21 protein-coding genes are annotated in these 24,527 nt (G+C 36.8%); 11 read left to right on the forward strand and 10 right to left on the reverse strand.

The genetic code is table 11. The annotated features are described in order from the left end of the window. Positions 1 to 286: 286 nt before the first annotated feature. From acs to CLU97_RS07605, 9 genes are all read right to left on the reverse strand, one after another. Complete coding sequence (gene acs, locus CLU97_RS07565) at positions 287 to 2,215, reverse strand: acetate--CoA ligase (protein WP_262690701.1); 1,929 nt, start codon at positions 2,213 to 2,215, stop codon at positions 287 to 289. A 375-nt stretch (positions 2,216 to 2,590) separates the two neighbouring features. Further along, on the reverse strand, positions 2,591 to 4,477 hold the full coding sequence (locus CLU97_RS07570; RefSeq protein WP_121487387.1) for an AMP-binding protein: 1,887 nt from the start codon (positions 4,475 to 4,477) through the stop codon (positions 2,591 to 2,593). Positions 4,478 to 4,568: 91 nt separating this feature from the next. Next, a complete protein-coding gene (locus tag CLU97_RS07575) occupies positions 4,569 to 4,928 on the reverse strand; it encodes a response regulator transcription factor (protein ID WP_105701617.1) in 360 nt (119 codons plus the stop codon). A gap of 9 nt (positions 4,929 to 4,937) precedes the next feature. Further along, complete coding sequence (locus tag CLU97_RS07580; RefSeq protein ID WP_183084630.1) at positions 4,938 to 7,640, reverse strand: ATP-binding protein; 2,703 nt, start codon at positions 7,638 to 7,640, stop codon at positions 4,938 to 4,940. After that, the gene (locus tag CLU97_RS07585) at positions 7,633 to 7,827 is read right to left on the reverse strand and encodes a hypothetical protein (RefSeq protein WP_121487389.1); all 195 of its coding nucleotides are present in this window, start codon (positions 7,825 to 7,827) and stop codon (positions 7,633 to 7,635) included. The genes CLU97_RS07580 and CLU97_RS07585 overlap by 8 nt, the downstream gene beginning before the upstream one ends. 59 nt (positions 7,828 to 7,886) lie before the next feature. Further along, positions 7,887 to 8,114, reverse strand: a complete 228-nt coding sequence (locus CLU97_RS07590) for a DUF6814 family protein (RefSeq protein WP_034696261.1) — start codon at positions 8,112 to 8,114, stop codon at positions 7,887 to 7,889. 44 nt (positions 8,115 to 8,158) lie between these two features. Then, the gene (locus tag CLU97_RS07595; RefSeq protein ID WP_121487390.1) at positions 8,159 to 9,739 is read right to left on the reverse strand and encodes an MFS transporter; all 1,581 of its coding nucleotides are present in this window, start codon (positions 9,737 to 9,739) and stop codon (positions 8,159 to 8,161) included. A gap of 182 nt (positions 9,740 to 9,921) precedes the next feature. Continuing rightward, positions 9,922 to 11,301, reverse strand: a complete 1,380-nt coding sequence (locus CLU97_RS07600; protein WP_121487391.1) for a porin — start codon at positions 11,299 to 11,301, stop codon at positions 9,922 to 9,924. A gap of 172 nt (positions 11,302 to 11,473) precedes the next feature. Further along, positions 11,474 to 11,890 carry a helix-turn-helix domain-containing protein gene (locus tag CLU97_RS07605; RefSeq protein WP_121487392.1) on the reverse strand — a complete coding sequence of 139 codons (417 nt, stop codon included), beginning with the start codon at positions 11,888 to 11,890 and terminating at the stop codon, positions 11,474 to 11,476. Between the two features lie 160 nt (positions 11,891 to 12,050). Here CLU97_RS07605 and CLU97_RS07610 point away from each other — a divergent pair, with 160 nt between their 5' ends. The 8 genes from CLU97_RS07610 to argH all read left to right on the forward strand — a co-directional run bounded on the left by CLU97_RS07610 (position 12,051) and on the right by argH (position 20,649). After that, the gene (locus tag CLU97_RS07610; RefSeq protein WP_121487393.1) at positions 12,051 to 12,740 is read left to right on the forward strand and encodes a GNAT family N-acetyltransferase; all 690 of its coding nucleotides are present in this window, start codon (positions 12,051 to 12,053) and stop codon (positions 12,738 to 12,740) included. After that, positions 12,712 to 13,908, forward strand: coding sequence for an argininosuccinate synthase (locus CLU97_RS07615; protein WP_121487394.1), 1,197 nt, complete (start codon positions 12,712 to 12,714; stop codon positions 13,906 to 13,908). The genes CLU97_RS07610 and CLU97_RS07615 overlap by 29 nt, the downstream gene beginning before the upstream one ends. Before the next feature lie 52 nt (positions 13,909 to 13,960). Further along, positions 13,961 to 14,926, forward strand: a complete 966-nt coding sequence (gene argC / locus CLU97_RS07620; RefSeq protein WP_121487395.1) for an N-acetyl-gamma-glutamyl-phosphate reductase — start codon at positions 13,961 to 13,963, stop codon at positions 14,924 to 14,926. 112 nt (positions 14,927 to 15,038) lie between these two features. Continuing rightward, positions 15,039 to 16,178: an aspartate aminotransferase family protein gene (locus CLU97_RS07625; protein ID WP_121487396.1), complete on the forward strand. Its 1,140-nt coding sequence runs from the start codon at positions 15,039 to 15,041 to the stop codon at positions 16,176 to 16,178. Between the two features lie 36 nt (positions 16,179 to 16,214). Further along, a complete protein-coding gene (locus tag CLU97_RS07630; protein WP_121487397.1) occupies positions 16,215 to 17,171 on the forward strand; it encodes an N-acetylornithine carbamoyltransferase in 957 nt (318 codons plus the stop codon). Between the two features lie 63 nt (positions 17,172 to 17,234). Next, positions 17,235 to 18,029: an acetylglutamate kinase gene (argB, locus tag CLU97_RS07635; RefSeq protein WP_121487398.1), complete on the forward strand. Its 795-nt coding sequence runs from the start codon at positions 17,235 to 17,237 to the stop codon at positions 18,027 to 18,029. Then, positions 18,004 to 19,086, forward strand: coding sequence for a M20 family metallo-hydrolase (locus CLU97_RS07640; RefSeq protein ID WP_121487399.1), 1,083 nt, complete (start codon positions 18,004 to 18,006; stop codon positions 19,084 to 19,086). The genes argB and CLU97_RS07640 overlap by 26 nt, the downstream gene beginning before the upstream one ends. A 258-nt stretch (positions 19,087 to 19,344) precedes the next feature. Next, a complete protein-coding gene (gene argH, locus CLU97_RS07645; RefSeq protein ID WP_121489681.1) occupies positions 19,345 to 20,649 on the forward strand; it encodes an argininosuccinate lyase in 1,305 nt (434 codons plus the stop codon). Between the two features lie 574 nt (positions 20,650 to 21,223). On the opposite strand, the gene CLU97_RS07650 is transcribed toward argH, so the two are convergent. Next, positions 21,224 to 21,685: an Lrp/AsnC family transcriptional regulator gene (locus tag CLU97_RS07650; RefSeq protein WP_089696583.1), complete on the reverse strand. Its 462-nt coding sequence runs from the start codon at positions 21,683 to 21,685 to the stop codon at positions 21,224 to 21,226. Positions 21,686 to 21,926: 241 nt separating this feature from the next. Here CLU97_RS07650 and CLU97_RS07655 point away from each other — a divergent pair, with 241 nt between their 5' ends. From CLU97_RS07655 to CLU97_RS07665, 3 genes are all read left to right on the forward strand, one after another. Beyond that, complete coding sequence (locus tag CLU97_RS07655) at positions 21,927 to 22,817, forward strand: aspartate carbamoyltransferase catalytic subunit (RefSeq protein ID WP_105701630.1); 891 nt, start codon at positions 21,927 to 21,929, stop codon at positions 22,815 to 22,817. 183 nt (positions 22,818 to 23,000) lie between these two features. Next, positions 23,001 to 24,074 (forward strand): carbamoyl phosphate synthase small subunit, encoded by a 1,074-nt coding sequence (locus CLU97_RS07660; RefSeq protein WP_121487400.1) that lies wholly within the window; start codon positions 23,001 to 23,003, stop codon positions 24,072 to 24,074. A gap of 54 nt (positions 24,075 to 24,128) precedes the next feature. Beyond that, positions 24,129 to 24,479 carry a four helix bundle protein gene (locus CLU97_RS07665; RefSeq protein WP_121487401.1) on the forward strand — a complete coding sequence of 117 codons (351 nt, stop codon included), beginning with the start codon at positions 24,129 to 24,131 and terminating at the stop codon, positions 24,477 to 24,479. Positions 24,480 to 24,527 lie beyond the last annotated feature (48 nt).

Raw genomic sequence — 24,527 nt, forward strand, 5'->3', positions numbered from 1 at the left:
TTAAAGTTATGACTAAAGTTAGTAATAATTTTCTAATTATTATTGTGGTTAAGGTAATAATATTTGTTAATTAACATTGAGTTTTCAATAGAAAATGATAATATTTAAGAATAATTATTGAACATGTGTTTAAATTTAACAATTGAGTAAATTCATTTATTCTGATTTTGGAAAAATTAGGGAACTTTAATCAATTTAAATAGGTTATCTATGATAGTATTGTAGTGCAATAAAAAGCCCCGAAAATGACTTTCAGGGCTTCTATTGGTTAAAAAATTGATTAGATTTAGATTCTTTCGTTTTTAATCTCCTCTACAATTTCAGGATTTAAAAGCGTACTGATGTCTCCGAAATTACTGAAGTCACCCTCAGCAATTTTTCTCAGGATTCTACGCATAATCTTTCCTGAACGCGTTTTTGGCAGTCCGGAAACAAACTGTATCTTATCCAGCTTGGCAATCGGTCCAATCTGATCTGAAATAAGCTGGTTGATTTCCTTCTTTAGGTTTTCTTTATCACGGCCTTCGCCAGATTCTTTAAGCATTACATAACCATACAGTGCATTTCCTTTGATGTCGTGAGGATAACCTACAATAGCAGATTCCGCAACGGCAGGATGCTGGTTGATACTGTCTTCAATTGGTGCTGTTCCCAGATTGTGTCCGGAAACAATGATCACATCATCTACACGACCCGTAATTCTGTAATAGCCGACTTCATCTCTCAAAGCACCATCTCCTGTAAAATATTTCCCTGGGAATGCTGTGAAATAAGTCTCTTTATATCTTTGGTGGTCACCCCAGATGGTTCTTGCAATTCCCGGCCATGGAAAGCGGATACAAAGATTTCCTGTAACCTGATTTCCTGTAATTTCATTTCGCTTATCATCCATCAGAACGGGCTGTACACCTGGAAGTGGAAGGGTAGCGTAAGTTGGTTTGGTTGGTGTCACAAAAGGTAATGGTGAAATCATAATTCCTCCTGTTTCCGTCTGCCACCAGGTGTCTACAATCGGGCATTTTTTCTTTCCTACATGATCATTGAACCAATGCCATGCTTCATCGTTGATAGGTTCACCTACGGAGCCAATAACTTTCAGAGAGCTGAGGTCATGTTTATCTACCCATTCTGTACTTTCTTTTGCTAAAGAACGGATGGCAGTAGGAGCGGTGTAAAACTGAGTGATTTTATGTTTTTCAATCACTTCCCAGAAACGGTCTGGTTCAGGATAAGTAGGAACTCCCTCAAAAATGACGGTGGTAGCTCCATTCAATAATGGTCCGTAAAGAATGTAGGAATGTCCGGTGATCCATCCGATATCTGCTGTACACCAATAAATATCATTTTCTTTATAATTAAAGACATTTTTGAAGGTATAGGCGGTATACACCATATAGCCAGCGCAGGTATGAAGCATTCCTTTTGGTTTTCCTGTAGATCCGGAAGTATATAAAATGAAAAGCGGATCTTCAGAATCCATAATTATGGTAACGAAATCAGGAGAAGCTTTCTCATACAGATCAGCCATCCAGTAATCTCTTCCTTCTTTCATAGTAATTTGGTTGTGGGTTCTTTTTACAACAAGAACTTTCTCAACGGTTGGAGTTTTCTCCACAGCATCATCTACAATCGTTTTCAGATCCAGAACTTTATTACCTCTATAGCTTCCGTCTGAAGTGATCACCATTTTTGCCTCACAGTCATTGACTCTTGAAGCCACTGCCGAAGCTGAGAATCCTGCAAAAATAACAGAGTGTACAGCTCCCAGTTTTGCACAGGCAAGCATAGTAACTGCCAGTTCAGGAATCATGGGAAGATAGATGCAGACTCTGTCTCCTTTTTCAATACCCATATCGCGTAAAACATTGGCCGTTTTATTAACGCGGGTATACAGTTCATTGTAAGAAATATGCTGTGCTTCTTCTTTTGGATCGTTAGGTTCCCATATGATTGCTGTTTTTTCTCCTCTTATGGTAAGGTGTCTGTCGATACAGTTTTTGGTAATATTGAGTTTTGCGTTCTTGAACCATGTAATCTTCGCTTCATTCATATCGTACTTAACAACCTTGCTCCATCTTTGGTACCACACAAAGTTTTGATCTGCTACCTTATCCCAGAATTTTTTAGGATTTTTGATAGACTTTTTATAATCTTCAAAATATTGTGGTAAATCTTCTATTAAGTAATTTCTCATATCCCTTTCGTTTTTATTGATTTTATTTTGATAAATTTTTTATGTTTTGATTTTTAAGCTACTAAATTTTAATGGAACTTGTTTAAACTTTTTTGAACCATTAAGATTGCATTAAGATGTTTAGAGTATTAAGATGAGCTTCGCTTTAAGCTTAAAAATCAGAGTGATTGATCTTAACTTAACTATGCTTTACTGCTTACATCTTTCTTAAACCATTAAGAAAGATCCAATATTTTTGATAAGTTTAAACAACTCAATGATTTAATATCATTAAGTAAGCTATTTATTTTATTCATCTTTGATGAACTTAACCTTTCTTAACATCTTTACTTCTCTTAGTGGTTTAATTTTTATATTGAATTAAACATGTATTTAAATTTAAGTTTAATTTCCCGTTTAACCCCTATATTCCTTGATTTTTTCCTGAATTTCATCAATGATTTTCTCATCATCAATAGTCGATGGAATTTGGAAATCCTTCCTGTCAAGAAGCGTTCTGATCAGCTTTCTTAAAATTTTTCCTGATCTTGTTTTAGGTAAACGTTTGACAACCATTACATTTTTCAGAAAGGCTACTGCTCCAATTTTGTTGCGGACCATCTGAATGATATCTTTTTCAATGTCTGTTTCAGAAATAGCTGAGCCGTTCTTCAATACAACTGTAGCAAAAGGAATCTGACCCTTTAAATCATCATCAATCCCTACTACCGCACATTCTGCAACATCAGGATGTGAAGAAACAATTTCCTCCATTTCAGAAGTAGAAAGTCTGTGTCCTGCAACATTAATTACATCGTCCACTCTTCCTGTGATGAAAATATAACCGTCTTCATCCTGTATCGCACCGTCTCCTGAAAAATAATATCCTTTGTACTGAGACAGATAACTGTTTTCAAAACGTTCGTAGTCTTTCCATATTCCAAGCATAGCGCCGGGTGGAAGTGGAAGTTTGATCACCAGATAGCCTTCGTGATGAGGATCGAGTTCCAATCCGTTTTCATCAAATATTTTAATGTCATATCCTGGAATTGGTTTCCCTGCGGATGCTCTTTTAATCTGATAATTTTCATCATGAGTCAATAATCCAAGCATTGGCCAGCCGGATTCTGTCTGCCACCAGTGGTCTATAGCCGGAACTCCGATATGTTCTGCAAACCAGTCCAGAGTTGCCACATCACATCTTTCACCCGCCAGAAACTGTTTTTTGAAATGGGTTAAATCATATTTTTTTACCAGCTCTCCGTTCGGATCTTCTTTTTTAATGGCTCTGATCGCAGTAGGTGCTGTAAACATCACCGAAACTTTATATTCTGAAATAATTCTCCAGAAAGTTCCTGCATCAGGAGTCATGATGGGTTTTCCTTCAAAAATTATCGTTGTATTTCTATTGATTAAGGGTCCATACACAGAAAAACTGTGTCCTACAGCCCATCCAAAGTCTGAAGCGGCCCAATACGTTTCTCCTGGCTCTACACCATAAACATAAGTCATGGAGAATTGTAATGCAGTGGCATAACCTCCGGTGTCCCGAACAATACCTTTGGGTTTTCCGGTAGTTCCCGAAGTGTAAAGCAAATAAAGCGGATGAGTAGATTCCACAGAAATGCAGTCTGCCGGAGACGATTTTTCTACTAGCTCCTCATAATCAATAAGTCCGTCAAACATCTCATCCTGATTATCGACTAACTTTCTGTTATATACGATGATATTGTCTACTTTATCCTGTGTCAGTTCAATTGCTTTTTCTACCAATGGCAAATATGGAATTCTTTTGGCGATTTCCACACCGGCTGTGGCTGTGATGAGAACTTTAGGCTTGCAGTCGTCAATTCTCACCACAAGTTCATGAGGTGCAAATCCTCCAAAAACAACATTATGAATGACTCCGATTCTTGCACAGGCAAGCATGGCAAAAAGTGTTTGTGGAATCATCGGCATATAAATAACGGCTGTATCTCCTTTTTTTAATCCCAGAGAAACCAATCCTCCTGCCAGTTTTGCAATTTCCTCTTTTGCCTGATGGAAAGTGTAAGTTTTCTTCTGGTTGGTTACAGGAGAGTCGTAAACAATTGCCACCTGATCTCCGAAACCGTCTTCAATGTGTTTGTCAATGCACAAATAGCACATATTGAGCTTTCCGTCCGAAAACCATTGGGGGTAATCATTTTCGTCTTTAGAAAGAATCTGTTGCGGAAATTCAAACCATTTGATTTCTTCTGCTTGTTTTTTCCAGAAGTCTTCTTTGCTTTCTATGCTTTGTTTAAATAATGTATCTGTTTTCATGTCAATATCAAGGTCAATAGTTGTGTTTAGTGTCTGTATGTCATTGCGAGCCGAAGCCGAAGCAATCTCTTAATGGTTTAATCTTACCGTGTTAAAACATCTCCTCAATCTGCTGCATCAGTTTCTTAATCGAGTAGGGCTTTGTGACGTAGGCATCTGCTCCCATTTCCAATCCTTTTTCAATATCTCTGGGATTGTTTTTAGCACTCAGAAAGATGACTTTGGTGTTTTTCAGTTTTTCATCCTGTTTGATAAGGTCAAGGGTGCTGTACCCATCAAGATTAGGCATCATAATATCGAGAAGGATCACGTCAGGAACCATTGTTTTCAGGAATTCAAGTACCTCTGTTCCGTCACGGGCAATATAGACATCGTATCCGTTTTTCTTAAAGCTGTATTCCAGCGACATTAATATTTTATGTTCGTCATCCGCAATGATAATCTTTCTCATAAGAAGGTTTTAATGGTGTTCAACTTCATTTGTAATCTCTTTTTTAGTTTTTTCGGGAATGCTGATGGTGAAAGTTACGCCCAGTCCGCTGTTTTCGGCTTTTATACTTCCTCCGTGTGCCTGTACAATTTTTTTGGAAATGGCCAGCCCCAGTCCGCTTCCCGTAGGCTTTAAAATATTTTGGTTTTTCGACTGGTAAAACTTGTCAAAAATCATTTCCAGATCCTCTTCCGGAATATGTTTTCCGGTATTGAAAATGGTAATGACAAGCTCCTGGTCTTTTTCAAATAATTTAGTCTGAATGGTTCCCTGTTCTTCGGTAAATTTTAACGCATTTCCCCAGATATTCTGAAACAGCTGAATCATTCTCGCTTCATCATATTCAAAGATAAACTGATTCAGGAGATTAACTTCACTTAAATGAATATTTTTCTGCTGTATCAGATGAAGAAGTGGGTTTAAAGCCTTTTTATACGTTTCAATAATATTATTTTCCTTAATGTGTAGAGAGATTTCGCCGTGCTGTAATTTGTCCAGATAAAGAATATCGTTGATAATTTCGCTCAATCGGTCAGATTCTGTAACAATGTTGTTTAAAAACTCCTGTTTGATGTCAAAAGGAATATCATCATCATCGGCTAAGATTTCTCCGGCAGAACGGATGGCTGTAATTGGAGTTCTCAGCTCATGGGCAACCGAATCAAGAAAGTCGTCTTTTTGACGGTCTTTGACGATCAGGCTTTCATTGGCTGTTCTTAAGTCATCGGAAAGTTTTTGCAGCTCCTCAGACTGTTCGGTAAGTTTTTTATTTAAACTGATATTTTCCTGTGATTCTTCAAGGATATTCAAAACCTCTTTTAAAGATATTTTATCTTCTTTGGTAACGCCTTCTATTAATATTTTTGCGGAAGCGGTTCCAATTCTTCCGGCTAAAAGATTTTCTGAGAATTTGATAAATCTTGAGTCGGCAGTTTCAGTTTTGGAATCAATATTATACTTTAAATTAAAAATTCTTAATGCCTGTTCTGTTTTATTTTTGCCTAAAAAACGTTCCAGAATATTCTGGATATCTGAAATATAAGCCGTTCCGCGCCAGATGAAAGCATTTTCATGATTTTGAATGTATTTGTCTATATCCACATATAATTCAGCAAAGTTTCTTTCGCGGTAATTTCCTTTTGAGCTCACAGAAACAATGGTAAACAGACTTGTATTTACGAGCATTGACCAGAAAAAGATCTGCGGAATTCTTCCTAAATAAGGAATAGTGAAAAAGCCGAAAGCGTCATACATTTCCCTGATAATTCCTTTAAATTCCTGATTGTACGAAAAATAATATTGCGGAATAATCAATCCGAAATAACAGATTATTAATCCAGCTAAAAGTCCTGTAACAGCGCCTTTATAACTTCCTCTTCTCCAGAACAAAGCGCCGAAAAATGCAGGGGCAAGTTGTGCAATCACCACAAATGAAATCAATCCTACAGAATCCAGCGAGGTCTTCAGAATGAAATATTTATAAAAGGCAAAAGCCATGATGATCAGGGCAAAAATGCTGAATTTTCTGATGTTGGTAATACTTCTTGTATTTTTTTCTTCACTTTCAGACTTTAATTTTCCCAGCAATCCGTATGGAATGATGAGGTTGTTGGAAAGCATGATGGATAAAGTAATGGCAGAGATAATGATCATAGAAATACATGAGCTTAATCCGCCAAGAAAAACAAGCACAGTGATCAAAGTATTGTCAAAATGCTGCGGAATGAGAATAGAGTAGAACTCCGGATTTACTTTTTGTCCGTCAAAAATCAGTCTTCCTCCCCATGCAATCGGGAAAATAAAGATGGTAAAGATTAAAAGGTAAAGCGGGAAAAACCAGATGGCTGTTCTAATGTGCTTTTCCTGTCTGTTCTCAACAATTGCGGTGTGAAATTGTCTTGGAAGAATGCAGATTGCTGTTGCAGAAATCATACACAGAACCATCCAGTTCATAGCACCTTCAATTCCATTGAATGTATTTTTTTCTTTAAAATCTTCGAATTTGCTGGCCTTCTCATAGATATCTGAGAACCCATCAAAAGCATAATAAATCACGAAAAGTCCAAGAATAATAATAAAAAATAGTTTTAAAAAGCTTTCCAGTGCAATGGCAGAGATAATTCCCAAACGTTTTTCTGAGGCATCTACGTATCTTGTTCCATAATAAGAAGAAAATAAGGCAATTAAAACGACTACAAAAGTCGCGTTATCAGTCAGAATATCTTTAGACATCGGTGTTTCCGTCACCAAATGAAAGGTTTCAGAAATAGCTTTAATCTGCAGCCCAATATAAGGAACAATTGCTAGAAGACAGACTACAGTGATAATGGCACTCAGACTTCTGCTGTTACCGTATCTCAATGAAATAAAATCGGCAAGACTGCTTATTTTATTCACTCTTGAAATTCTTACAATCCGGGTATTGATGTAGATCCATGCCGGAATGATCATAATAGGACCGATGTAAATCGGAAGATAGTTTAATCCGCTTGTAGCTGCCACACCAATGCTTCCATAATACGTCCACGCAGTACAATACACCGCAAGAGACAAAGCGTAGATGTAAGGATTGTTGATCCATATTTTACTCCTTTTCTTCTCTGCCAGATAAGCAACTAAGAAAAGAAGGGCAAGATAAAACAGAACTACAAAAAATAATGCGAAACTACTCATCATACCTTTTTACAATTACAAAAGAAATCACAATGGAAATCATCCAGACCGCGAACAGATAAATCAGGATCATAGGGTAGCCCAAAACTTTCCTTTCACTGTTGAAAAGCAATGAAATAGGAATACTGAAAGCGATCATAAGCCCTACACTCAATATGATAAGTTTTTGTTCGTGTCTTTTTTTCATAAATGATTTGATAAAAGATAATTGATGAATGCAGCATTCATCAATTATCCATATTGGTTTTAAATTTTATCGTCAGAATATTCTCCTTTTAAAGCATAATAACCGAAGATAGCCATCCCGCCTGAGATAATCGGCATCAGTACAAAAAGAATGATGATGCCAAAAACCAGATCTTCCTGTTTCCCGGAAGCGATTTTAGGGATTCCCAATACCGTAATTCCGAAATATCCTACAATCACCGCGATAGCGATCCAGAGAATGCCTAATATTTTTTTTAGTCCGTTCATTTTTAGTTGTTTTAAAATTAATAAAAATTTGAGTGATTAAGTGCCTAATCGTGAAGATTGTTGTTCTTATTTTTAAGATAAAACAATCCGATCACCAAACATACTGTGGCAACTCCAATCGGGTACCAAAGTCCTTCCAGATACCATGTCGCATGTCCTGCTTCTTTTCCAGTGGTTACCAGATAAGTTGCTACTGCCGGAAGAAGCCCTCCAAATACTCCGTTTCCGATGTGGTAAGGCAATGACATTGAGGTGTATCGGATTCTCACAGGGAACATTTCAACAAGGAAAGCAGCAATAGGACCGTATACCATAGTCACAAATATCACCTGAATAAATACAAGGAATACAAGATACCATTTGGTGTCATCACTTAATTTTAAACTTTGAGAAACTTTAGCTTCCTCAGCTTTCCCGTCTTTCATGACAACTCCTGCAGGTGACCAGTGAACGATACTGTCTTTTTTGATTAAAGTTCCATCTGTGTAAAGAGTTTCTTTGTGAAAAGTAACCAGACTGTCCGTTGCAATATCACTGTGGATTTTTGCCGTTCTTTTTTCTGTAATTCCATTCGCTGCAACCGTTTTGTTTTCAAGGTTGACACTTTTAAACATGCTGTCGTAAATAGGTCTGTAAGCTAGAATAGCAACCAGCATTCCGGTCATCATCACTGCTTTTCGTCCGATTTTATCAGACAGCCATCCGAAAAATACAAAGAAAGGAGTTCCTAAAAATAAAGCCGTTGCCATCAATGAATCTACCTGTGCAGATTCTACATTCATTACTTTTTGAAGAAAACTCATCGCGTAGAACTGTCCTGTATACCAGATAACCCCTTGTCCCATTGCAGCCCCAAATAAAGCCAGTAAGACAAACTTGAAATTATATTTGTTTCCAAAGCTTTCTTTTAAGGGGTTTTTGGATGTTTTTCCCTCACTTTTAGCTTTCGCAAAAAGAGGAGACTCCTTCATATTCTTTCTGATAATGTAAGATACAGCTACCATTAGAATTGAAATCCAAAACGGGACTCTCCATCCCCAATTGTCAAATTCTTCCGCAGAAAGTGTTGTCTTGGTAATTAAAATAACGATTAATGAAATGAAAAGTCCGGCTGTTGCGGTAGTCTGGATCCATGAAGTCCAGTATCCACGGCGATGAGGTTGGGCATATTCAGCTACATAAGTGGCAGCACCTCCGTATTCACCTCCTAAAGCAAGTCCCTGAAGTAGTCTCAGGATTAAGACTAAAACCGGAGCCATAAAGCCAATGGTTTCATAACTTGGAATACATCCAATCAGGAACGTAGAAAATCCCATGATCAGCAAAGTAACAAGGAAAGTATATTTTCTCCCGATAATATCTCCCAGTCTCCCGAAAAATAATGCTCCGAAAGGTCTTACAACAAATCCGGCAGCAAATGTTGCTAATGTAGATAAGAATGCTGCAGTAGGATTATCAGCAGGAAAAAATTTGGTTGCTAAAACGACGGCTAAACTTCCAAAAATATAGAAGTCATACCATTCTATTAATGTTCCGAGAGATGAGGCGGTGATCACGCTCCAGATGGTGCGGTTCTTCTGCCTGTCGGTCATATTTTCGTAGGTTTCGTGATGATTTTCGCTCATATCGATTAGTTTTTGATGTTATTGGAATAGGATTTTAATTTGTTTTAAACCGTTAAGAGATTTTAAGGGGTTAAGAATAATTAAGATTATAGCTAAAGCTATTTATTCAGATGAATGCTTTATCCATCTTTGATGGAGCTTAACTTATCTTAAATTCTTTACTCTTCTTAATGGTTCAAATTTTACAAGTAGATTTGAAACTGCACAATAAACTCCCCTTTAGAAGAAGGGTTTTCCGTAGGACTCGTGTAAACCGGTCTTGTTGAATATTGCGTTGTGATTTTAGCATGATGCCCGTCTATGAACCAGTTGGCTCCCACATCAAACTGTGATGAGGATTTATCGAAAGCCTCAAAACTTTTATGAGTATAAGCTGCAAAAGGCTGTATTCTGATTTTTGGTTTTTCGGCCTGACTTGGTAACAGTAATCCAGCCTGTGCATAGATAATATTACCTGTTCCGATAGTCGGTTGCAGATTTCCTGGTCCTGCAATGGCTTTATTGCCGATAAAATTAGGATCAGAAGCTCCAATATTCATAGTTCCCAGGTTTCTTACATAGTTAGGCCCGAAATTGTAGTTATAATATCCGGCATAGGCAGAAACAGCCATTTTGTTTTTTGCTTCTCCCAAAGGAATATCTGCAAAAGCATCTACTGCAAAAAGCGTAATGTCATGTTTTTCAATATTCGAATTAACGGAAGTTCTTGTTCCGTCAGCCTGATGATAAAAACCGGCACCTACATTGAAGACTTTTTTCGTTCCAAGGTAAGACCCCACTTTGAAAGGGAGCGCGTTGGATTCCTCGTCAAGAAATTGATACTCAACATATCCTGCTTTTGAAAAGCTTGGATTTCCGTTGTTGTCTACAGCTACAGCCTTCGAAGGATCTGTTACATTCACAGGGATAAGATCTGTGGCAAAGGGTTTATTTAAACTGAAACGATATTCCAGTTTTCCGTATTTTCCTTTTGCAAACATTCCCAGCTGTCTTGCAAACTGGTCTGAATTGTCAATCAATGGCCATGAAAAAACGGGAGAGTCTAATGTGAGAAAATTAAGCGTAGAAGCCATCGTCATACGGGAAAGTCCCATGTAATAATGCAAACCTGCCCCTAAAGTTAAACTGAATTTTCCCGCTTCTCCAGGTAAAATAACTGCATATTCATTCCACGCATCATGAAAAAATAACTGCGTTTTCTTTCCATTTCCATAACCTCCTGTGCCTGAAGTGCCTGTAGCGCCACCATTGATGAACGTCTGATTGTTAATCCCAAAATGGAGTAGGATCATATATCTTTTAGAAATCTGCGCATAGGTTAAAGCGCGTAATCGTCTGTTTCCCAGGCTCCATGAGTTGTCAGTAGGTTCACCACCTACCATTGTTCCGGGATTCATGGAAGTGTTTCTTAACCAAAACTGGTCCCATAAAATAAATCTGACGAATTTATCTCCGTTTTGGTTAAGGTTTATTTTTAAGCCATTACCATAATCTTGAGAACCCTGTGAATATAAGGAACTGCTGATTAAAGCTAATCCAATGAATGTAAGTAATTTCTTCATAAATTATCAATTTTTGGCGTTGTTTTTTGTGAATGCCAAATTGTAATTAATAATTTATTTATGAAAATTTAATATATATTAGTGGTAATAGTATATATATGATGTGAATAATATGTCAAATGTATTATTTATCAGTCTATTATCTCTTAGTCTAATGCACTCATTTTTCTACTTATTTCTTAAATCTTTCCCACTTAATCAGCATGTATTTATCAGCAAATTGAGTGATAATAATTCCAGAATTTTTAATGTTTTCTTCCTGTGCAATGTATTCTATAAGTTCATTCTGCTTTAATATCTTATAAACAGGATGGAATTCAGAGTGGGGAGGTCTGGTGATATTATATTTTTTAATCCATGAGCTTATCGTAACGTGGGAAACCCCGATGATTCTTTCAATTTCACGATAGCTTAAGCCCTCCAGATAGAGTTGAAGAGCCTTGGTGACATAATAGTCATCAATTTGTTTTCCCAGTTTTTTAACGGTAAAATAATAGTTGCAGTCTTTGCAGTGGAAGCGTTGTTTCTCATTAATGATGCCGCTTTTTACCACTTTGATACTTTTGCATTTAGGACAGGTATTTTCCATAAATATATTATTTTAGCAAATATATAATAAATTAGCAAATATACATTTTTCAATAAAGATAATTTTACCTGTATAAAATTTTAAAACAAAAAAAATATCTTTTTTATTTGGATTTAAAAGAAATTATATTTTAAATTTGCCAAAAAATTTAGATAAATAAATGGAAATAGAAATTTCCTCATGCGAACATCTAATGTATGTGAGTGAAATACAGCAGGAAATGTACGATTCTGCACAGCGTAGAGGAACGGGTATCGCAAAACGTTCTATAGAATATTTGAGTAAGAAGATTTCAGAGGGCAATGCTGTGGTAGCCACTGAAAACGGTGAGTGGGTAGGTTTCTGTTATATAGAGACCTGGTCACATGGGAAGTTTGTAGCCAATTCGGGGCTTATTGTGTCACCGAAATTCAGGAACGGGGGAGTCGCTACTCAGATTAAGCAGAAGGTTTTCCAATTATCTAGAGACAAATATCCGGATGCGAAAGTATTTGGATTAACAACAGGTTTGGCAGTAATGAAAATCAATAGTGATTTAGGATATAAGCCAGTTATTTATTCTGAACTGACTCAGGATGAAGAATTCTGGAACGGCTGCAAAAACTGTGTAAACTATGAAATTTTAATGATGAAGGAACGCAAAAACTGTCTGTGTACAGCGATGTTGTTTGTTCCTGAAAATGATAAAAAAAAAGAGGAGGTAGTAGATAATCTACCTGAAAATAAATATAATGGAACGAGTCAAGGTGATTTTGGGTATTCTGCCCAGAATTCTATTGGAGAGTTCCATTTGACCATTAATAAAAATAAAAAGAGTCCAGATGAAAAAGAAAGTCATCTTAGCGTTTAGCGGAGGTTTAGATACTTCCTACTGTGCTAAATATCTTAGTGAAACACTAGGATATGAGGTGTATGCAGTTACTGTAAATACCGGAGGTTTTTCAAAAGAAGAAGAAAAAGAGTTGGAGAGAAAAGCTTTAAACCTTGGAGTAAAAGAATACAGGTGCGTAGACGCTCAGGAAGATTATTATAATTCATGTGTGAAATATTTGATTTTCGGGAATGTACTGAAAAATAATACGTATCCTCTTTCTGTGAGTGCCGAACGTACTATTCAGGCGCAGGAAATTGCAAAATATGCAATTGAAGTACAAGCAGATGCTATTGCTCACGGAAGTACGGGAGCAGGAAATGATCAGGTTCGTTTTGACTTGATTTTCCAGGTGATGTGTCCAAATATTGAAATTATTACGCCCATTCGCGATATGGCTTTGTCCCGTGAAGAAGAAATTGAGTTTTTGAAAGAACATGGTTATGAAATGGAATTCCAGAAAGCGCAATATTCCGTCAATAAAGGACTTTGGGGAACTTCGGTAGGAGGAAAAGAAACATTGACTTCAAGAAATTATCTTCCTGAAGAAGCTTTTCCGTCTCAAATCAAAGAAACTCAGCCTTCAGAATTGGAGATCGAGTTTAAAAACGGAGAAGTGGTAGGAGTAAACGGAGAAAGCTTTGAACATTCAGTATATGCTATTCAAAAAATAGAAACATTGGCTTCGGCATATGGAATCGGTCGTGACATCCACGTAGGAGATACGATTGTTGGAATTAAAGGAAGAGTAGGATTTGAAGCGGCAGCCGCATCAGTGATTATTAAAGCGCATCATCTATTAGAAAAGCACACCCTTTCAAAATATCAGCAAATGATGAAGTCGCAGTTATCCGACTGGTATGGAAACTGGCTTCACGAGGCACTTTTCTTAGATCCTGTCATGAGAAATATTGAATCTTTCTTAGTAGATTCTCAGAAAACAGTGAGTGGAAAAGTATTTGTGACTCTTCACCCATACAGATTTATTCTTAATGGAATTGAATCTGCTCATGACCTGATGTCTGATAAATTCGGAAGCTATGGAGAAGCGAACAGAGCATGGACAGGAGATGATGTGAAAGGATATACAAAGATTGTAAGCAATTCTTTAAATATATACCATCAGATTAACCAGAATATCAACTAATTCCGAAAGGATGATGTAATGAAAGGCAGAACAAAAATCTGTCAGAATCAAAATGAAGAAAACAGTAGGAATCATTGGAGCCAACGGTTATACAGGAAGTGAGCTGATACGCTTACTGGCTTTTCATCCCCATGTGACATTGAGTTTTTTATATAGTCGTTCGAATTCGGGAACAAGAATTTCGGATCTGTACCCGGATTTAACGACAGTTTGTGAAATGGTTTTGACGGACAAATCTGAAGATGTAGATATTCTTTTTCTGTGTCTTCCCCATAAAGAAAGTCAAAACTGGTTAACTCAGAATCCAGTTAAAGATGAAACGCTGGTGATTGATCTTGGAAACGATTTCCGTTTAGAAGGAAACTTTGGAAACAGAAATTTTATCTACGGATTGCCGGAAATCAATAAAAAACAACTGGCAGGCGCAAAAAGTATCGCCAACCCTGGATGTTTTGCTACAGCTATTCAATTGGCTTTGTTGCCATTAGCGAAAAGAAAAGTGTTAAATGAAGTTTTTACTACAGGGATCACTGGTTCTACCGGAGCTGGGCAATCTTTGCAGGCAACAACTCATTTTACCTGGAGAAATGATAATGTTTCAGCCTATAAAACTTTAACTCATCAACATGTAGATGAGATTTTGCAACAGCTGATTTCATTTAATAATAAAGAAGTAAACCTGAATTTTGTTCCATGGAGAGGAGATTTTGCAAGAGGAATTTTTACAAGTTCCACCATGAAGACAGATTTGACGTTGGAGGAAATAGAACAATGGTATCAGGATTTTTATGCGGAGGAGCCTTTCGTTACGGTAAGTAGCAGGGCAGTTGATTTAAAGCAGGTTGTCAATACCAATCGCTGTGTGATTCAGATCGAAAAGAGTGGAAATGTTGTCGTTATTCACTCAGCGATTGACAATTTGTTAAAAGGTGCTTCAGGGCAGGCAGTTCAGAATATGAATCTGGCCATGAACTGGGAAGAAAACGCAGGACTGAACCTGAAACCGATCGCATTCTAATTTATTAATAAGGTAGAAGGTTGCAGATGATAGGTTGCAGTAGTGCGAAGAATAACTTTTAGACCTGCAAACTTTCAACGATCAACCATCAAACTAACAACTAGCAACAAAAATGAATTTATTCAACGTATATCCATTATTCAATATAAATCCGGTTAAAGCTCAGGGATCTTTTCTTTGGGACGACAAAGGAGAAAAGTATCTTGATTTTTACGGAGGTCATGCTGTAATTTCTATTGGTCATAACCACCCACATTATCAGAACAAACTGAAAGATCAGCTGGAAAAAATATCTTTCTACTCAAACTCTGTTCAGAATGCATTGCAGACTGAATTAGCTGAGAAATTAGGGAAACTTTCAGGATATGAAGATTACAACCTTTTTTTATGTAATTCTGGGGCGGAAGCCAATGAAAACGCATTGAAGCTGGCTTCTTTTCACAATGGAAAAAGCAAGGTGCTTTATTTTTCCGGTTCATTCCATGGCAGAACTTCTGCAGCGGTTTCTGTGACAGATAATCCAAAAATTGTTGCTCCGGTTAACTTTTCTGAAAGATTTATCAAATCAGAATGGAATGATGTGCAGCAGCTTGAAGAAACCTTTGAGAAATTTGGAAGTGAAATTTCATCCGTAATCATCGAAGGAATTCAGGGAGTGGGAGGAATTATGATTCCTACACCGGAATTTTTATCTAAAATTAAAGAACTATGCGAAAAATATGATGCTGTTCTTATTTTGGATGAAGTACAGTCCGGATACGGAAGAAGCGGATATTTCTTTGCCCATCAGGAATTTGGTGTAGAAGCAGATATCATCACTACAGCAAAAGGAATGGGGAACGGATTTCCAGTGGGTGGAGTTTTGATTCATCCTAAGTTTCAGGCAAGCAACGGTTTGCTGGGAACTACATTTGGAGGAAATCATCTGGCTTGTGCAGCTTCCATTGCTGTTCTGGATGTTATGAAAGATGAAAATCTTATCGAAAATGCTCAGCAGATGGGTGAGTATATTGAAAATGAAATTAAAGATTTACCACATATTGAATCCATCCGAAGGAAAGGATTGATGATCGGAATAGAACTCGACAGAGACTGTTCGGAAGTAAGGAAAGAATTACTGTTCGGTCATCATATTTTCACTGGAAACTCGAATGATAAAACAGTACTTAGGATTCTTCCGGCGCTGAATATCAAAAAAGAGGAAACTGATCTTTTCATCAATGCTTTGAAAACAGTATTGGAAGGGATCTAAAGGATTAAAAACAAAATCTTTAAAATCAATTTTAAAATGAAAAAATTTACCTCTGTAAGTGATGTAGAAAACTTACAGGAAATCATAAAAAAAGCTTTACAGATAAAAGCAGATCCCCTTACCGAAACGGAAAAAGGAAAGGGAAAGACAATCGGACTTGTATTTTTAAATTCAAGTTTAAGAACCCGTCTGAGCAGTCAGATTGCAGCTCAAAATCTTGGTTTAAATGTTTTGACATTAAATGCAGCACAGGAAGCCTGGAATCTTGAATTTGCTGACGGAGCAGTGATGAACGGTGACACTGTAGAACATATCAAAGATGCCATCGAGGTTTTAAACCAATATTGCGATATCATTGCGGTACGTTGTTTTGCAGGGATGAAGAGCAAAGAAGATGATGTGAATGAAAGTATCTTAAGTCAGTTTGAAAAACATGCAAAAGTTCCTGTCATTTCATTAGAATCAGCAACCCGTCACCCGTTGCAAAGTCTGGCAGATTGTATCACCATTACAGAAAACTGGAAAAAAGACCACAAACCCAAAGTGGTGTTGACGTGGGCACCACATATCAAACCTATTGCCCATGCTGTTGGAAATTCCTTTGCAGAATGGATGCAGGAAATGGACGTTGAGTTAGTGATTGCAAACCCTGAGGGATATGATCTGGATAAAAACTTCACAAAAGATGTGAAAGTAATTCATGATCAGGATGAAGCGTTGAAAAATGCAGACTTTATTTATGTAAAAAACTGGTCTTCTTTTGATGATTATGCTGCAATGCCTGAAGTGGAAGGAGACTGGATGCTTACCAATGAAAAATTAGCCCATACCAATCAGGCTAAAGTAATGCACTGTCTTCCGGTTCGCCGTAATGTGGAGTTGAGTGATGAAGTAATGGATGGAGATCATTCTATCATCTACCAGCAGGCAAAAAACCGAATTTTCTCTGCCCAGGCTGTATTCAGTGAAATTTTAGATGAATTAAAAGCTTAAAATAATCCTTGTCAAGGTTCAAAACCTTAACAAGGATGAAAAAGGATCCCAAAAAGTTGACAAATGAAAGAAAAGTTATACATCATAAAAATTGGCGGAGCTTTGATCGATGATGAAGCATTATTAACCCAATTCTTAGAACAATTTTCTGAAATTCAGGAAAAGAAGATCCTTGTACACGGCGGAGGTAAATTGGCAACAATACTTGCTGATAAACTGGGAATCGAGCAGAAAATGATCAATGGAAGAAGGATTACGGATAAAGAGACATTGGATATTGTAACGATGGTGTATGCGGGAGGAATCAATAAAAATATTGTTGAAAAGCTTCAGCAGAAAAAATGTAATGCTATAGGCTTTTCCGGAGCAGATGGAAACTTAATCAAGGCTAAGAAAAGAGAGCATCCTGAAATCGATTTTGGATTTGTAGGGGATATCAGTAAGAAAAGTGTGAACAGGAAACTGGTTTCAAAACTCATGAAACTTAATCTTGTTCCGGTGTTTTCAGCGATCACCCACGATAGAAAAGGAAATCTTTTCAATACCAATGCGGATACCATTGCTTCTGTAATGGCGCAGGCTCTTTCCGAAAAATATGAAGTTGAACTGTTGTATTGTTTTGATAAAGAAGGAGTTTTGGAAGACGTAAACGATCCCGAATCAGTGATCAAAAGTGTTACTGAAGAAGATTTTACCACACTGAAAGAAGAGGGAAAACTTCATAAAGGGATTTTGCCTAAACTAGAAAATGCTCTGGGAGCCATAAAAAATAATGTAAATAAAGTGTTTTTGATCAAAGAAACAGAACTGAAAAATCATATAGAAAATCATCATGCAGGAACTGAAATCTGTTTATAATAAAGAAGAGCTATTGAATAATGCGGTCGGATTGCTTAAAAATTTGATTGAGATTCCTTCATTCAGCAAAGATGAGTTTAATACTTCGGTGGAAATTGAGAATTTCTTCAAAAAGCATCAGATTCCTACCAAACGTTTTAAAAATAACATCTGGGCGGTGAATAAACATTTTGATGTTTTTAAACCTTCCATTTTACTGAATACACATCATGATACAGTAAAACCTAACAAAGCTTACACGCTGGATCCGTTTGTTCCTATTGAAAAAGATGGAAAATTATTTGGATTGGGCAGTAATGATGCCGGAGCTTCTTTGGTTTCTATGGCGCAGGTTTTTTTACATTTTTATAATAAAGAAGATTTAAAATATAATTTAGTTATTGCTTTGACGGCAGAGGAGGAGATCTCAGGATTTGATGGGATAGAAGCTCTGTTTCCGCAGCTACCCAACGTAGAACTCGCCATTGTAGGAGAACCCACGCAGATGAATCTGGCGATTGCAGAAAAAGGACTTCTTGTGATTGATGGAGAAATGAAAGGTACTCCTTCTCATGCCGCTCATCCTAATGATGACAACTCGATTGTAAAATGTATGCAGGATTTGCAGAATATTCTTGTCTTTAAATTTCCAAAGGTTTCAGAATATCTGGGAGAGGTGAAAGTAACTTTATCCGGAATTCATGCAGGAGTACAGCATAACGTTGTTCCGGAATCATGCAGTTTCACACTGGATGTAAGAGTGACAGATGAATATTCTAATCAGGAAGCATTCGATATTATTCAGTCTCAGATGAAATCTACATTAACGGCAAGATCGTTCAGGCTAAATTCTTCAAAGATCGAAATGGATCACCCATTCGTAAAAGCAGGAATTGAAATCGGAAGGACAACTTACGGTTCACCTACCTCTTCAGACCAGGCGATTATTCCATGTACATCCGTGAAATTAGGACCTGGAGACAGTAGGCGCTCTCACACAGCAGATGAATTTATCTATATCCATGAAATAGAAGAAGGAATAGAAATCTACATCAGAATTTTAGAAAAAGTGTTATAAATAATGGAAGAATGAAGCGGGAAGATGGAAGTTATTATAGTTTGTAATTCGCTTCCAGCCTCAGCCTCAGGCTTCCAGCTCAATATATGTTTTGACTCCGCCCGGCAGGCATTGAAGTTTAATTTTTAATAAGATTTATGCAAAAAGAAAATTAGAAATGAAAGCTTTACATAAGGAAATGTTTTTTTATAGTTAATAGTAATAAGGATTGCCTTGCCGGGTATGTCAAAACCCATCAGTATTTTAAATCAGAATATTATGAAAAAAATATGGCAGAAGGATGACCTTGCCACCAATATATTAGTCAATAACTTTACAGTCGGTAAAGACCTTGACTTTGATGAACGTTTAGCGAAATATGACGTGAAAGGTTCTATGGCACATTGCAAAATGCTGGCAGAAACCGGAATTATCACTCAGGAAGAATCAGAGCAGATGTTATCTGTTTTGAATACTATTTTAAATAAAATTGAAGAAGGAAGTTTTGAAATTGATAAAGATGCTGAGGATATCCATTCTCAAGTAGAAGCTATTCTCATTGAAGAATTAGGAGATACAGGCAAGAAAATCCATACCGCAAGATCAAGAAATGATCAGGTTTTGCTGGATATAAAATTATATTTATTGGATGAGATCCGTGAAATTACAGCACTTACAGATGAATTTTTCCAGATTTTAATTCAACTGGCGGATCAGCATAAAAATGTTCTGCTTCCGGGATATACCCATCTGCAGATTGCAATGCCTTCATCATTTGGATTGTGGTTGGGAGCGTATGCAGAAGCACTTTTAGATGATGTGGAAATGCTGTTTTCTGTAAAGAATATCATCAATAAAAATCCACTGGGATCAGCTGCTGGCTATGGTTCATCTTTTCCGATCAATCGTGAAAGTACTACTTATAATCTGGGCTTCCAGTCGATGAATTATAATTCGGTATATGCTCAGATGACCCGTGGAAAGTCGGAGAAAATGTTATCAATGGCAATGGCAACTTTAGCAGGAACGCTCGGGAAGTTTGCTTATGACGTTTGTCTGTATCTGAGTCAGAATTTTGATTTCATTAGTTTTCCAAAGGAATTTACTACAGGAAGCAGCATTATGCCTCATAAAAAAAACCCGGATATCTTTGAGCTGGTTCGTGCACGATGTAACAGAATTCAGTCGCTTCCGAACGAATTGATTCTTTTGACAAACAATTTGCCATCAGGATATCACAGAGATGTACAGTTGACCAAAGAAATACTTTTCCCGGCGATAGATTCTTTAAAGGAATGTTTGGAAATTCTAAATTATACTTTACCGAATATTCAGGTAAAAGACGGAATTCTGGAAGATGAAAAATACAAATATCTGTTCAGCGTAGAAAAGATTAATGAAGAAGTGAAAAACGGAAGTTCATTCCGTGATGCTTATGTAAAAGTAGGGCAGGAAATTGAAAACAACGAGTTTGAATTTGAACCCGGAAACCTTGAACATACCCACCAGGGAAGTATCGGAAATCTTTGTCTGGATAAAATAGAATACCAGTTCAATAAACTGAAAAATAAATTATTGGGTTAGAATCTAAGCCATTAAGGTTCTTAAAACTTAGGCAATATCAGTAGAATTCTAAATTTTTTTTAGCCTGCTGTCTTTTCGTTGTGAACCTTAATCTTTAATAAATCTTACTTGCTTAAGTGATCTTAATGGCTGGATTGTAATTCCGCTCTTTGAATTTGATGATTGATTATCTTGAACCATTAAGGAAGATGAAGGTTTTAAGGTAAGTTAAGAAAATCTACGATTTTTTAGCCTCATAGTTTTAAAATTCGCCTGCGAATTCCTTAATTATTCTTCACCTCTTAAAAGCTCTTAATGGTTAAAAAAATACAGGGATTTTGCTCCAAGTCAATTTTGAACTGAGTAGATTGTTCAACTTGTGAAAATCTGCTGCATAAAATTTTATCGGAGATAAAATCTTTGCGCCTTACAGCATGAAGTTTATAAATTTATTTTGTGTCTTTGCGTTTTCTAACAAATAAGATATTAAAAATAAAATGTACTGGTAAGCGCAAACGCGCAAAATGAAGACGCAAGAAAATCAGAGATTTTCAGCAAGTAAAACCGGGATAATAATGAGTTTAAAATAAAAGAATTATTCCAGGTCAATTTTAAACTTGGTAGATTTTTTTACCTCATGAAGGACGATAGAACTGTGGTATTGCCCAATATTAGGAATGTTTGAAATAACATTAACCGCAAATTCGTTATAAGAATTGATGTCTTTGGCAATAATCTTCAGCATATAGTCATACTCTCCGGAAAGACTGATGATTTCCTGTACTTCATCATAGTTTCCAATATGTTTCTCAAAAGTCTCCAATACTTTCTTGGATTGTTCCTTAAGACGAACATTACAGTAGACTACAATATTTAAACCCAATTTTTCACGGTTTAAAAGCCCCACATATTTCTGGATGATACCCTGCTTCTCCAATTGTTTGATTCGCTCATACGTAGGAGTAAAGGTAAGACCTATCTTTTCGGAGATTTCTTTAACCGATAGTGTAGAGTCTTCCTGAATAATGCTGAGAATCATTTTGTCTTTTAAATCCATAGAATAAAGTTGTGCGTTAACAAAAATATTAATTTTAAATGAGAATAAGGAAAGACTGGAGTTTTTAATTTATTTTAAACATAATTTTTGTAGGTTCATAAAATTGTTATATCTTTGCACCTAATGAATAAAAAAGCATTTATATCATTAGATTTACCGGGCGAAAGCGCCCTTTACGATATTTATTGTTATTAAGCGAAGATTGTTGTCTTCGCTTTTTTTATGCCCAAAAATTAGAATTATGTTTACGATTACAGAACTAAGCACCGAGAGAATCAACAGTATACTGACAGAAGCAATGGCTTTTGCAAATGGTAAAACTGCCAAAATTGAAGGAGAAGTTTTTTGCTCAAACCTTTTCTTCGAAGACAGTACAAGAACGAAAACAAGTTTTGATCTTGCAGAAAGAAAACTGGGACTTCAGGTAGTACCTTTTGATGCATCGCACAGTTCAGTAAACAAAGGAGAGAGTCTTTATGACACCGTAAAGACGATTGAAAGTATAGGAGTAAATCTTGTGGTGATCCGTGATAAGAAAGACAGATACTTCGAGGAACTGAAAAATATTAAAATTCCGGTAATCAACGGAGGAGACGGTACAGGAAACCATCCTTCACAATGTATGCTGGATCTGATGACCATCTACCAGGAATTTGGAAAGTTCGAAGGACTGAAGGTAGGAATTGTCGGAGATGTAAAGCACAGCCGCGTTGCCAACTCAAATGCAGAAGCATTAAGAAGGTTAGGAGCTAAAGTATACTTCTCAGGACCAGAACAGTGGTTTGACGAAGGAGCTCTGATCAACGGAACATATATGTCAGTAGATGAACTAATCGCTGAAGTGGATGTTCTGATGTTATTAAGAATTCAACATGAAAGACATGATGATGCAATGAGTTTCACTGCCTCAGAATATCACAGAAGATATGGCCTGACTAAGGAAAGAGAACAAGCCATGAAAAAAGAAGCAATCATTATGCACCCAGCTCCAATTAATAGAGGAGTGGAAATAGACTCAGATCTTGTAGAATGCGAAAGATCAAGAGTTTTCAAACAAATGCAGAACGGAGTATTTGCAAGAATGGCTATTTTGAAAGAGGCGTTGGAAAGTAAAGGGTATACCTTTAAATAAGTGCCAAGGTAAAAGAGCCAGATTAAAAAGTAAGAAGTTGAAAATTAAAGAGCCCCGGAGGGGCGGCCTGTTAATAGCAATGGGAGAGAACCCCACAAAATAAAAGGATTTAAATAATCCGAGCCCTGTAAGGGCGACCTGCTAATTAAGATATAAGTAAAATAATAGAGATAAAAGTTTAAAATGAAGAAAAAATTAATACTGGAGTCCGGTGAAGTGTTTCATGGAGAAGGTTTCGGAGCAGAATTGGAAACTGCAGGAGAAGTAGTTTTCAATACCGGAATGACAGGGTATCAGGAATTGATTTCTGACCCATCGTATTGCGGTCAGATAGTTTGTATGACCTATCCGCTTATCGGAAATTATGGTATTAACCGTGATGATTATGAAAGTATTGAGCCGGCAATCAAAGGGCTTATCGTAAAAGAACTTTGCGATCTTCCTTCCAATTTCCGTACTCAGATTACTTTAGATGAATTATTTAAAAAGAAAAACCTTTCAGGAATTTCAGGAATCGACACCAGAAGACTAACCAGAGTTCTTCGTAACCATGGAGTGGTAAAAGGAAAAATAGTGAACGCTGATGCTGATGAAACGGCTGTAGCTTCTGAGTTGAAATCAACAACTTTCCCAACCAACCAGGTAGAGGAAGTTTCTACAAAAACCCCTTACGCTAACCCTAACAGAGGTTTCAAAGTAGTATTGGTAGACTTCGGTGCAAAACTGGGAATTATCAGAGAACTGTCTCAAAGAAACTGTGACATCATCGTGGTTTCTCAGGATACAACAGCAGAAGAAATCCTGTTGATGAATCCGGACGGAATCATGTTGTCAAATGGTCCTGGTGACCCGGAAGATGTGCCGCACGCTTTAGACATGATCAGAGGATTATTAGGAAAAGTTCCCATCTTCGGAATCTGTTTAGGACACCAATTGATCGGTCTTGCTTGTGGAGCAAAAACTTTCAAACTGAAATTCGGACACAGAGGAGGAAACCACCCGGTATTGGATCTGGAAAAAAATACAGTAGCTATTACTTCTCAAAACCATGGATATGCTGTAGATCAGGAAAGTTTAAAAGGAACAGATCTTATCGAAACGCACATCGCTTTGAATGACAGAACAAACGAAGGATTAAAACACAAAATCCACCCTTGTTTCTCAGTTCAGTATCACCCTGAAGCGAGCCCAGGCCCGGAAGATGCAAACTACCTGTTTGACGAATTCATTCAAATGATGGAGGACTTTAAAAAGTAAGATTATAGAACCAAGAGCCTAGAATCAAGATTTAAGACTTAAGAGAAAAAGGACATGCATAACTTTGAAAAATTACTTTTCTGGCAGAAATCAGTTGCATTGGCAAAACATGTATACATTATTTGTCCAGAGATCAGTAATGATGAAAAGTATGGATTAATTTCACAGATTAAAAGGTGTACTATTTCTATTCCGTCCAATATTGCTGAAGGTTCTGGAAGAAATAGCAATAAAGAGTTTAATCATTTTCTTGCTATCGCTTTAGGTTCTGCATTTGAATTGCAAACTCAATTGATTTTGGTAAAAGAGTTGAATCTTTTAGCTGAAGAAAAAGTAAATGTTTTACTCAATGAAGTTTCTGAAATTCAAAAAATGATTTACTCATTTAAAAATAATTTAAAATAAAGTCTGGAAATCTTGGCTATTGGCTCTAGGTTCTTGACTCTAATTAAC

Source organism: Chryseobacterium sp. 7, from assembly GCF_003663845.1.
Taxonomy (GTDB): Bacteria; Bacteroidota; Bacteroidia; order Flavobacteriales; family Weeksellaceae; genus Chryseobacterium.